At 71.7% G+C, this 10,517-nt stretch carries 8 protein-coding genes and 2 pseudogenes; 2 read left to right on the forward strand and 8 right to left on the reverse strand.

The window, feature by feature from the left end; genetic code table 11:
* Positions 1-339 (forward strand): annotated as a pseudogene (locus QR77_RS11925) (hypothetical protein); the annotation flags it as partial.
* 128 nt (positions 340-467) lie between these two features.
* On the opposite strand, the gene QR77_RS11930 reads toward QR77_RS11925, so the two are convergent.
* Positions 468-929, reverse strand: a complete 462-nt coding sequence (locus QR77_RS11930) for an anthrone oxygenase family protein (RefSeq protein ID WP_040021535.1) — start codon at positions 927-929, stop codon at positions 468-470.
* 299 nt (positions 930-1,228) lie between these two features.
* On the opposite strand from QR77_RS11930, the gene QR77_RS11935 reads away from it, so the two are divergent.
* Complete coding sequence (locus QR77_RS11935; protein WP_236710608.1) at positions 1,229-1,891, forward strand: DNA-binding response regulator; 663 nt, start codon at positions 1,229-1,231, stop codon at positions 1,889-1,891.
* A 74-nt stretch (positions 1,892-1,965) separates the two neighbouring features.
* On the opposite strand, the gene QR77_RS11940 is transcribed toward QR77_RS11935, so the two are convergent.
* From QR77_RS11940 to QR77_RS11970, 7 genes and pseudogenes are all read right to left on the reverse strand, one after another.
* Positions 1,966-2,820, reverse strand: a complete 855-nt coding sequence (locus QR77_RS11940; protein WP_040021536.1) for an ABC transporter permease — start codon at positions 2,818-2,820, stop codon at positions 1,966-1,968.
* Complete coding sequence (locus QR77_RS11945) at positions 2,817-5,510, reverse strand: alpha/beta fold hydrolase (RefSeq protein ID WP_078876621.1); 2,694 nt, start codon at positions 5,508-5,510, stop codon at positions 2,817-2,819. Before QR77_RS11945 ends, QR77_RS11940 begins: the two co-directional genes overlap by 4 nt.
* Before the next feature lie 166 nt (positions 5,511-5,676).
* Positions 5,677-6,243: a DUF4291 domain-containing protein gene (locus tag QR77_RS11950; RefSeq protein WP_040021539.1), complete on the reverse strand. Its 567-nt coding sequence runs from the start codon at positions 6,241-6,243 to the stop codon at positions 5,677-5,679.
* Positions 6,244-6,299: 56 nt separating this feature from the next.
* Positions 6,300-7,280, reverse strand: a pseudogene (locus tag QR77_RS11955) (RNA polymerase subunit sigma-70); the annotation flags it as partial.
* Between the two features lie 69 nt (positions 7,281-7,349).
* On the reverse strand, positions 7,350-8,093 hold the full coding sequence (locus tag QR77_RS11960; RefSeq protein ID WP_040021543.1) for an SDR family oxidoreductase: 744 nt from the start codon (positions 8,091-8,093) through the stop codon (positions 7,350-7,352).
* Positions 8,094-8,370: 277 nt separating this feature from the next.
* On the reverse strand, positions 8,371-9,870 hold the full coding sequence (locus QR77_RS11965; protein WP_040021544.1) for a CoA-acylating methylmalonate-semialdehyde dehydrogenase: 1,500 nt from the start codon (positions 9,868-9,870) through the stop codon (positions 8,371-8,373).
* Positions 9,871-9,881: 11 nt separating this feature from the next.
* Positions 9,882-10,517, reverse strand: a 636-nt coding sequence (locus QR77_RS11970) for a thiamine pyrophosphate-dependent enzyme (protein ID WP_040021546.1), incomplete at its 5' end; no start/stop codon positions are given.

A 10,517-nucleotide genomic window follows, 5' to 3' on the forward strand; every position in this document is an offset into this window, starting at 1 on the left:
CTCGTCGGCGCCGACGCCTCCACCGCCGCCCTGATGATCCTGCTGCACGCCGACGACCTGCCGTTCCAGCTCACCTGCCGGGACCTGATCGCCGAGGCGGTCGGTCTCGGGCTCTGCTCCCCGATCCACGGCGCCTACGCCGCCGACCACTGCGCGGTGGCGCTGGGTCAGCCGCAGGCGTACGGCACCAAGTACTCGCCGCTGGGCCGCCCCCATCCGATCCTGGACCCGGAGGGCGTCGACGCGCGACGGCAGGCGATCGGCCTGCGCACGATGGCCGCCGAACAGCAGGCGCTGCGCGAGATCCGGCTGCGCCACCTGACCCGGGCGTCAGCGTGACCCGGCGCGGCAGCCTGAGACCCAGAGCCCGCTGACCAGCCTTACGGGGGTGGGCCGGTCTGCGGGCCCTGTCGCGTTCGCGCGCGGGTGGGCGCCCGGGCCCGGGCCCGGTTGAGGACCCGGAACGCTCAGGACAGCGCGGAGGCGACCAGCAGCGCGAAGGCGGCCACCGCGAGCAGCGTCCGTACGAGGTGGAGCCGGTTCCAGCGCCCCTCGAAGGCGGCGCGGGCCTCGACCCCCGGTGTGGACTCCGAGGCGGCGAGGGCGTTGTTGAGCGGGATGTTGCCGCCGACGGTGACGAGATGGTTCAGGACGGCGCACACAAGACCCGCCAGCAGCAGCCACCGCTCGGTGTCCGTGCGTCCGTCGACCGCCACGGCGAGCGCGGCGGCGGGGAACGCGATCTCGGCGAGGAAGACGAGGATGAAGACCGGGCGCGGCACGTACTCGTTGATCCTGCGCATGGCCACCACGAACTGGTCGTCCGTCAGGCGGGCCAGGGCCGGCATGATGCCGGTCAGGAAGATCAGCATGAACCCCGCGTAGAGGCCCGTGGAGATCACCGCGAGAGCGAGCAGGGCTATGGCCATGCGGTCATCCTCTCGTACGAAGAGGCCGCCCCTCGCGGGGTTTTGACGACTGACGCGTCGCCTCCGTGGTACGGGCGGCGTTCAGTGGCGAACAGGCGCCACTCCCTGAACAGGCGCTTGTCACGGTGCGCAATCATGTGAGTACATGGAGTGGCATGCGGCGTCGACGGGATGACGGGGGTGGTCAGCCGTGGCTGACGTTTCGGGTTCCGTGCCGGTACGCGACGAAGCGGCGAGTGTGCGTACCGGGCGCCGCGAGCCAGGCGGGATGTGTCCGACGGTGCCTAGGGGAGGACGTGGTGGACTCACCCCATCCGCCGGGTCTGGCGATCCGGGAGATACGGCAGGTGATGGCTACGCTGACGACGCTGATCCGCTCCGCCGTCGAGGAGATCCTCATCTTCGACGATCCGGGGGGTGGCCTGGGGCAGGGGATTCCGGAGACCTTCCTCGACTTCGCCGAGGTCCCCGTGCGCTCGGTGGACGAGACCGAGGTCGCCGTGCGGCGGATCGTGCCCAGGGACGGACCGGCCACTGTTCCGTATCGCGTGCCCCGGCAGTTTCCGGGCCTGGCGAGACAGACGGAGTCCATCCCGTTCAAGATGATCGTCGTGGACCGGACGGTCGCCGCCGTCCCGCTCGATCTCCTGCTGCACTACAACGGCTTGCTGCTGATCCGGGATCCCGTGGTCGTCCGTGCGCTGGTCAGAATCCATGAGTCGGCGTGGGAGAGCGGTGAGGACCTGTACGCGAGCCCCGACCCGGCCCCCGGCGTCGTGCCCGAGCATCTGCGGCTGGTGCTGGAGGCGTTGGCGGCCGGGCTCACCGACGAGGCCGCCGCGGCGCGGCTGAGTATGTCGAGCCGTACCTACAGCCGCCGGATCGGGGCCCTGCTCGCCGCTCTCGGCACGCCGAGCCGCTTCCGGGCGGGTGTGGAAGCGGCTCGGCGTGGCTGGATCTGAGCGGCGTGGCGCGGCGGTGTCGCGCCACGCGGTGTCGCCGGTCGCGCTCCGGGGCGCGCTCCGGGTTGCGGTGCCTACGACACGATGTCCTTGCGCGAGAAACCCCGGAAGGCCAGGGCGAAGAGGACCAGCGCATACGCCACCGAGACCGCCGAGCCCTTCAGCATGCCGCCCCACTCCAACTGCGGCTGGAGCGCGTCGGCCCAGGCGAACTGCCAGTGCGCGGGCAGGAAGTCGCGCCATGTCCCGAGCGCTTCCACCTGGTCGAGCACATTGCCGATGATCGTGAGGCCGACCGCTCCGCCGACCGCGCCCAGCGGGGCGTCGGTCTTGGTGGAGAGCCAGAAGGCGAGCCCCGCGGTGACCAGTTGGGAGACGAAAACGAAGGCGACCACAAGAGCGAGCCTCGGCACGGCGTCCGAGGTGGACAGCGCACCGCCCGTGGGCAGTTCCAGCGGACCCCAGCCGTAGGCCGCGGTGCCGGCCGCGAGCGCGACGAGCGGGAGCAGCACCATCGCCGCGGCGCTCATCCCGAGAGCCACCGTCAGCTTGCTGAGCAGAAGCCGGCCGCGCGGCACCGGCGCGGCCAGCAGATAGCGCAGCGAAGCCCAGCTCGCCTCGGACGCCACGGTGTCCCCGCAGAACAGCGCGACCGGTACGACCAGCAGGAAACCCGCCGAGACGAAGAGGGAGGTGGCGGCGAAGTTGGCGGCCGAGGCGGTCGCCGTGTCCATCAGCGTCACCCGGCCGCTCCTGCTGCCGGGGGTGCCGCCGACCGCGAAGGCCACGATCAGCACGAAGGGCAGTACGGCCAGCACCACCCCCATCGCCAGCGTCCGCCTGCGCTTGAGCTGACGCACCAGCTCGACCCGGAGCGGCAGGGTGCGCCCCGGCCCGTAGCCGGGGGCCGATTCGATCAGCGCGCTCATTCGGAGCCTCCTGCGATGAGGGTGAGGAACGCGTCCTCCAGGCGGCGGTGCGGACCGACACCCGTCAGCGGCACATCGAGCCGGATCAGCTCGGTGATCAGGCTGTTGGTGCTGGCGCCTTCGAGCTGGACGAGCAGACCGTCGTCCGTACGGATGGCGGAGCCGATGCCCGGCAGCGCCGACACCTTGTCGACGACGGGGTCGGACACCCGCTCGGCCGTCGTGACGAGCAGCGTGTCACCGCCGCCGGTGATCTCGGCGACCGGTCCTGCCTGGACGAGCTGCCCCCGGTGCATGACCACCAGATGCGTACAGGTCTGCTCGACCTCGGAGAGGAGGTGACTGGAGACGATGACGGTCCTGCCGCCGGCCGCGTACCGGATCATCACGTCCCGCATCTCCCGGATCTGGGGCGGGTCCAGGCCGTTGGTCGGCTCGTCCAGGATCAGCAGGTCCGGCAGGCCGAGCATGGCCTGCGCGATGGCGAGCCGTTGCCGCATGCCCTGCGAGTAGGTGCGAACGGCCCGGCTGAGCGCGTCGCCGAGCCCCGCGATCACCAGCGCCTCCTCGATCCGGGAGTCCTCGGCGGGCCGCCCGGTGGCCGCCCAGTACAGCTCCAGGTTGGCGCGCCCCGAGAGATGGGGCAGGAATCCGGCGCCCTCGACGAACGAACCGACGCGGGAGAGCACCGGCGCGCCCGGCCTGATGGCGTGCCCGAAGACCCGGATCTCACCGGCGTCGGGGGTGATCAGGCCCATCAGCATGCGCAGGGTGGTGGTCTTGCCCGCGCCGTTCGGGCCGAGCAGACCGAGCACCTGTCCCTTCTCGACCCGGAAGGTGAGGTCGCGGACGGCGTACCGGTCGGCGGAGTTCGCGTACCGCTTCGACAGATCCGTGATCTGGAGCGGCACTTCGGCTAGTCCGGGGTCCGGGACCGGCGCGTTGGTGCGGCGCCGCGCCGTGAGCAGCAGCGCGGCGGCGATCAGGGCGCCGATGGCCGGCAGCCCCCACACCCACCAGGGCAGCCCGGTCGACCCGGAGGTGAGGGCGGGCACGGTCGGTACGGTGAGCCCGCCCGTACCGTCCAGCGCGACCCGGTAGGTGGCCGGGGCGGCGGGTGAGGCGTAGCCGAGGTCGGTGGCCGCGAGGACCACCCGCAGCCGGTGCCCGGCCTGGACCTGATGGTCGACGGCGGGCATGGTCAGCTCGACGGTTCTGCCGGCCCGCGCGTCCTCGACCCTGATGGGCGTGACGAGCTGGGAGGGCAGGACCTGCTGGGTGCCGCCGGGGCCGATGTCGTACACCTTGCCGAAGAGCACGGCCTCGCCGCTGCTGGAGGTGACCTTGACGCGGACCTTCGGCGACCCCGTGATGGTGACGGGCCTGCTCAGCGGAGCCGAGTCGAAGTGCGCGTTCTGCCCGGGGAAATCGAGCGAGAGCCCGATGCCCACCGATGACAACTGGGCGAGCCCTCCCCCGCCGGAGCCACCGCCGGAGTCGACGCCGCCGCCTCCGCCGAGGCCGCCGCCCAGGCCCGGCACGGCGGAGATGGCGGGCGGGCTGGCACCCGCCGGGTTCTCGAACGTCTGCTCACCACCGGTGAGCGGAACAGTCGTCGAGCCGCTCTCAAGCCCCGGGTAGCGGTCACTGTCCGCGCCCCGCAGCAGGGCCTGCCCGTCGGTGGAGTCGACGCCGCCGCTGCGGCTGACGCGGAAGGCGGGCCCGGTGTCGGCGCTCTTGTCGTTCTTCAGGTAGCGGTCGAACCAGGTGGAGATCCGGCTCTGCACCCGGTCGGACTCCTGGTCCCCGCCGTCGTGCCCGCCGGCCATCCAGTCGACGTCCACGGGCGCGCCGTTGTGGCTGATCGTCTTCGCCATGGCGTCGGCCTGGCCGAGCGGGAAGAGCGAGTCGGTCTGGCCCTGCACGATCAGCGCGGGCACATCGATATGGCTGCCGACCACCGACGGGCTGCGTTCGGCGAGCAGTTGGCGGGCGGCCGCGTCCGGTTTCCCGGCGACGGCGACCCGCTGGTACATCGCGCAGAGCTGCTTCTCGAAGTTCGCGCAGCCGCCGCCGGAGGAGAAGAAGATCCCGGCCCAGAGCTTCTTGAAGACCCCGTCGGGGAAGAGCGAGTCGGCGAGGTTCCAGTAGGTGATCTGCGGGGCGATCGCGTCGACGCGCTTGTCGTACCCGGCGGCGAGGAGCGAGATGGCCCCGCCGTACGAGGCGCCCGTGACCCCGACCCGGGGATCGCCCGCCTTGTCGAGCTTGACCTCGGGGCGTTTCGCCAGCCAGTCGATCAGCCGGGAGACGTCCTTGACCTCGTAGTCCGGGTCGTTCAGCCCGATCTTCCCGGTGGACTTGCCGAAGCCGCGCGCCGACCAGGTGAGCACCGCGTATCCGTCGCGCGCCAGCTTCTCGGCCTGGGCGGCCACATCGTCCTTGTCGCCGCCGAAGCCGTGGCCGATCAGCACGGCGGGACGGCGGCCGCCGCTGCCCGCGGTGAAGTACGAGGTGTCGATCCGGGCGCCCGGCATCTGGAGCACCTGGTTCTGCTGGTGCACGGCGGGCGGGTCGCCGTCCGACGCGACTGCGGTCCACGTCCCTGCGCCGACAAGCACGGCGGCGGCAGCGGCGACCGCGAGCCATCGTGCGTGCGGCCGGGGCCGGCGGGGGTTTCGGGTCTCCATGATTGAACCCTAAACGGGCCATGCCCCGGACGACGCCGTCACCGGTCTGAACTCCGCCGCCTCCTCGGGTAGTACGCGGGGCCGCCCCCGTACAGCAGGCGCGGTACGCCGCGTACGGGGAACAGCGGCGCGACCGGGCCGGCGGGGCGCCGGCGGCGCGGCCCGGTCAGCTCGCCTCGTACGGTGTCTCCTCGGGCAGCAGCCCGGCGGCGGTGGTCAGGTCGCCGGCGGCCACCAGTGCGTGGATCCGGTGCGCGAGCGGTGTCACGTCCCTGATCGAGACGGTCCACTCGTCCGCGTACCGCCGCGAGGCCTCGCCCGCGAGACCGAGTTGGAGCGAGCGGTACGGCAGTGGGCCGAGCCGCAGATCGCGCTCGGGGTCCCACTGCACCCGGGCCGGGGCGCGCTTCAACTCCCTTTTCCAGGAGGCCTCGTCGGCGTGCACGGCACGGTCGTGGTGCGACAGGCAGGAGTGGCCGAGCGCCCAGTCGAAACCGTCCCTGGCGATCTCCACGGCGAGCACGGTCTCCTGGCCCTCCTTGGCGCCCCACCCGCAGCGATACATCATCCAGAGGAACGACGGCTTGATCCAGGTCATCCGGTCCCGCTTCCAGGCGGCGGGAAACCGGCCGTCGCGGGCGGCGGGCAGGCCGATGTGCGGCGGGTAGGCCTGGTAGACGGTGAGGGTGGAAGCGGTGTGCAGCGCGCGGATCCGGCGCGTCGGTTCTGACATGCGTACAGCGTGCTGCGGCGCGCTCCGGACCGCGACCCGATTAATCGCCGACCCGATCAATCGCCGGCCCGAGTCGCCCAGGCCGAGGCGGGACCGAACGTCGGTACCAGGCCCGGGTCGTTGAACGCCGTGATGCGGGCGATCCGGTCCCCGATCAGGGTCAGTACCTGGACGCCGTACGCCTCGTACCCGCCCCCGGCCGCGCGCCGGTGGACGACGAGGGCGGGCTGACCGTTGGCACGGGTGGGCACCAGGCGCCAGGTGTCCCTGCGCAGCACCCGGTTGGCCAGGAAGCCGACGACGGCCGGGCGGCCGGTGAACCACGTCGGGGTCGGCGGCATCTCCATCTCGACGTCCGCCCGCAGCAGTCGCACCAGCGCATCGGGGTCGGCCCGGGTGAACGCGTCGACATAGCCGTCGAGGAGGGTTCGCCGGGTCTCCTCGTCCGGCTCGGCCAGGTCGTCCCGGACCGGTCCTGCCTCGGCCAGCCGGGCCCGCGCGCGGCGCAGCGCGCTGTCGACGGCCGCGGTCGTGGTGTCCAGGATGCCGGCGACCTCGGCCGTCCGGAACGCCAGCACGTCGCGCAACGTCAGCACGGCCCGCTGCCGCGCGGACAGCAACTGCAGTGCGGCGACGAACGCGAGCCGCACCCCGGTCCTCCGGGCCACGACAACCGCCGGGTCGTCGACGCCGAGCAGCGCGTCGGGAGCCGGCTGGAGCCACGCCACCGACGGCTCGCGAGCGGCCATGGCGACCCGGTGATCGTCCGAAGGTGCGGCAAGCCCTGACGGGAGTGGCCGCCGGGAGCGTGTCTCCAGGGCGGTCAGGCAGGCCATGGTGGCGATCTTGTACAGCCACCGCCGCACCGAGGAGCGGTGCTCGAACCTGTCGAACCCGCGCCACGCCCGCAGGTAGGTCTCCTGCACGCAGTCCTCGGCGTCATGGATCGAGCCGAGCATCCGGTAGCAGTGAGCGAGCAGCTCCGGCCTGAACGGCTCGGACAGAACAGCGAATTCGGCGTCCGACGGCATTGCGGCCTCTCCTGGGGTGCGGCGATGTCCGCGCTGGGCGGCGGCGGTGGCGGTGGCGGCGGCTGTCGCTGTGACTCAGCCGATCGGTTGCAGTCCGGCACCCTCGACCCGGTACTCCGCGTCGCCACCGGGATCCTGGGCCACTTCCATGACGGCCTTGGCGACCTGCTCAGCGGTGAGGACCGGCTGATCCCGGCCCGCGACGAAGGTGTCACGGTCGACGCCCTGGCGCGCGGCGTAACCGTCGATCCCGACCAGGCCGACGCCGCCGGCCGGGGTCAGGTTCGGCAGCAGCGCGTGGAACCGGATACCGAGGCCCGCCCGCTGCGCCTCCTCGGCCGCGTACCCCCGGATGTAGCGGATGGCGCCCTTGGCGCTGGCGTATCCGCCGCTGAGCGGAGAGCCGAAGAGGGCGGCTCCGCTGGACATGGAGACGACCACGCTGCCCGGCGCCAGCGGCTCCAGCAGCGCCGCCCGGGTCCAGGTGAAGACGTGCCTGGTGTCGACGTGCCAGTTATGGCTGAAGGTTTCCCAGGTCTGCTCCTGGACGGGTGCCATGTGCGGCACGGCCCCGGCGTTGAGGACGAGCAGCGCGGGACGGTGTTCGCGGATCACGTCGTGCGCGAGCGCCTCGTCGGTGGCATCGGCGACGACGGGTGTGAAGCCCGCGCCGAGCTCTTCGCGTACGGCGAGCAGCTCCTGCTCGTTGCGAGCGATACCGACAACTCCGGTGCCGGCGGCGACGAGGGCGGCGGCGATCGCGCGCCCGAAGCCGCGGCCGGCACCGGTGACGACGGCGGTCTGGAAGGTACTGAACATCGGGGACTCCGCACTGCTGGTCTGGTTCGGTCGCTATCAAGACCAGCCGCCGGAGGAGAAACCGTCGCCGCACACAGAAAAAGAGAGTGTCGTGGGTCACAGATCACAAACGCCGAGCAGTAGTAAGGGAGTTGAACGGCCGGTACGGGGAACGACCGCGGCCCGTACGACGGCGGACGTCGTACGGGCCTGGGGCCGCGAGCTTCCTGCGGCTGTCTGGGCGGTCGGGGCTTGTCCGGGCAGTCCGGGCTTGTCCGGGCAGTCGGGGCCAGGGCGTTCAGTGGTTGCGCGGGAAGCCCAGGTCGACGCCCGCCGGGGTGTCGGCCGGGTCGGGCCAGCGCGTGGTGACGACCTTGCCGCGGGTGTAGAAGTGCACCCCGTCGTTGCCGTAGATGTGGTGGTCGCCGAAGAGCGAGTCCTTCCAGCCGCCGAAGGAGTGGTAGCCGACCGGCACCGGGATCGGCACGTTCACACCGACCATGCCCGCCTCGACCTCCAACTGGAAGCGGCGGGCCGCGCCGCCGTCGCGGGTGAAGATCGCGGTGCCGTTGCCGTACGGCGAGGCGTTGATGAGCGCGATGCCCTCCTCGTACGTCTCCACCCGCAGCACGACCAGCACCGGGCCGAAGATCTCGTCGCGGTACGCGTCCGAGTCGGTGGAGACGTTGTCCAGCAGGGACAGGCCGATCCAGTGGCCTTCCTCGTACCCCTTCACCGTGTGGCCCGTACCGTCCAGCACGACATCGGCGCCCTGGGCCGCCGCGCCCGTGACGTACGAGGCGACCTTGTCGCGGTGCGCCCTGGTGATGAGCGGGCCCATCTCGGAGGCCGGGTCGTCGCCGGGGCCGATGGTGATCTTCTGCGCGCGCTCGCGGATCTTCGCCACGAGTTCGTCGCCGATCGCGCCCACGGCGACGAGCGCCGAGATGGACATGCAGCGCTCACCGGCCGAGCCGTACGCGGCGGAGACCGCGGCGTCGGCTGCCGCGTCGAGATCCGCGTCGGGGAGGACCAGCATGTGGTTCTTGGCGCCGCCGAGCGCCTGGACGCGCTTGCCGTTGGCGGAAGCGGTCGCGTGGATGTGGCGGGCGATCGGCGTGGAGCCGACGAACGAGACGGCGGCCACGTCCGGGTGGGCGAGGAGCGAGTCGACGGCGACCTTGTCGCCGTGCACGACGTTCAGCACGCCGTCGGGCAGCCCCGCCTCCGAGGCCAGCTCGGCGAGGAGGTTCGCGGCCGAGGGGTCCTTCTCGCTCGGCTTCAGTACGAAGGTGTTGCCGCAGGCGACGGCCAGCGGGAACATCCACATCGGCACCATCGCCGGGAAGTTGAAGGGCGTGATGCCGGCGACGACACCCAGCGGCTGGCGGATCGAGGAGACGTCGACCTTGCTGGAGACCTGGGTGGACAGCTCGCCCTTGAGCTGGGTGGTGATCCCGCAGGCCAGCTCGACGATCTCCAGCCCGCGCGCGACCTCGCCGAGCGCGTCCGAGTGCACCTTGCCGTGCTCGGCGGTGATCAGCGCGGCGATGTCGTCACGGCGCGCGTCGAGCAGCGCGCGGTACTGGAAGAGGATGCCGGTCCGCTGGGAGAGCGACGACGTACCCCAGGTCGCGTACGCGGCCCTGGCCGCGCCGACCGCGGCGTCCACCTCCTCGGCGGACGCCAGCGCGACCCGCGTGGTGACGGCGCCGGTCGCCGGGTCGGTGACCTGGCCCCAGTTGCCGGAAGCGCCCTCGACGGTCTTGCCACCGATCCAGTGGTTGACGGTCTTCAATGCGTGCTCCTTCACAGATGACGGCGCCGGGCCTTGATGTGCCGGTCGTACTCCTCGCGTGCCCTGACGGCCGACTCACGGGTCGCGGTACCGGCCACAGGAACATCCCACCACGCCTGCGCCGGGGGGACGCCCGACACAGTGTCTGCCGTTTCGGTCTCCACATAGACACATGTGGGGCCCTCCGCCGTACGCGCCTCGGCGAGCGCTTCGCGCAGGTCACGGATGGTCTTGGCGCGGATCACCCGCATCCCGAGCGAGGCCGCGTTGGCGGCGAGATCGACCGGCAGCGGGGCGCCGGTGTATGTCGCGTCACCGGCCCTGAAGCGGTAGGCGGTGCCGAAGCGCTCGGAGCCGACCGACTCGGAGAGCCCGCCGATCGAGGCGTAGCCGTGGTTCTGGAGCAGGACCATCTTCAGCGGCAGCCGCTCCTGGACGGCGGTGACGATCTCGGTCGGGTTCATCAGATACGTACCGTCGCCGACCATCGCCCAGACCGGGCGGCCGGGGGCGGCGAGCATCACGCCGATCGCAGCGGGGATCTCGTACCCCATGCAGGAGTAGCCGTACTCGACGTGGTACTGGTCGCTGGAGCGGGCCCGCCAGAGTTTGTGCAGGTCGCCGGGGAGCGAACCGGCCGCGTTGAT

The sequence above is a fragment of the Streptomyces sp. 150FB genome (genome assembly GCF_000818195.1).
Lineage (GTDB): Bacteria > Actinomycetota > Actinomycetes > Streptomycetales > Streptomycetaceae > Streptomyces.

Bases quoted from the DNA above. Each gene is read 5' to 3' on its own strand.
- QR77_RS11940 (WP_040021536.1), bottom strand. From the start codon at position 2,820: ATGAGCGCGCTGATCGAATCGGCCCCCGGCTACGGGCCGGGGCGCACC.
- QR77_RS11945 (WP_078876621.1), bottom strand. From the start codon at position 5,510: ATGGAGACCCGAAACCCCCGCCGGCCCCGGCCGCACGCACGATGGCTC.
- QR77_RS11960 (WP_040021543.1), bottom strand. From the start codon at position 8,093: ATGTTCAGTACCTTCCAGACCGCCGTCGTCACCGGTGCCGGCCGCGGC.
- QR77_RS11950 (WP_040021539.1), bottom strand. From the start codon at position 6,243: ATGTCAGAACCGACGCGCCGGATCCGCGCGCTGCACACCGCTTCCACC.
- QR77_RS11930 (WP_040021535.1), bottom strand. From the start codon at position 929: ATGGCCATAGCCCTGCTCGCTCTCGCGGTGATCTCCACGGGCCTCTAC.